This is a genomic window from Bradyrhizobium sp. P2_E8 (assembly GCF_056403875.1).
This window is the reverse complement of sequence record NZ_JBFUES010001874.1, coordinates 1-587: the sequence shown is the minus strand read 5'-3', so window position 1 is coordinate 587 and position 587 is coordinate 1. Positions and strand designations below refer to the sequence as shown.

Annotated in this window: 1 protein-coding gene; it reads right to left on the bottom strand. The window is 64.2% G+C overall.

Annotated features, from left to right (window positions below):
* Positions 1-168: 168 nt before the first annotated feature.
* On the bottom strand, positions 169-587 hold a 419-nt coding region (locus AC1D00_RS44445), incomplete at its 5' end, for an FAD-dependent oxidoreductase (protein ID WP_477015121.1).

The window sequence follows — 587 nt, the reverse complement described above, 5'->3', positions numbered from 1 at the left end:
GAGGACGCCTTGCGTGGCTGACGCAATGCTCGATTCCAAGATCTTCGATTCCAAGATCCTCGACTCCGAGATCTTCGATTCCTGGGCTTCGCGGGCGGTCGCGTTCACGGAATCCATCTGGCTCGATTACTCCGATAGTTGATTTGAATTGACCGGGACAAATTCCCGTCAGCGCCGCTGCGCGGCCAGCACCAGATCGGCGGCGCGATCACCGGACCGGACCGATCCCTCGATGGTTGCAGGCAATCCCGTAGCAGTCCAGTCACCGGCGAGGAACAGGTTTTTCAGTGCCGTGACCGGCCCCGGACGCAGGGCATTCTGCGCCGGCGTGGCGGCAAAGGTGGCGCGGCGTTCGCGCAYGATCTGCCAGGGAGGCAGCTCGCCGGAGACGCCGCCTGCCTCGCAGACGTCGTTCCAGATCGCCTGCGCGAGTTCCTCGCGCGGCATGTCGACGAGACGGTCGCCATTGCTGATGGTCACCGAGAGCCGGTTCGGGAACGCGAACAGCCATTCCACGACGCCGCCGATCACGCCCAAGATCGGCGGCGATCCCGGCGGCGGCTCAAAACGGAAATGCGCGTTCACGA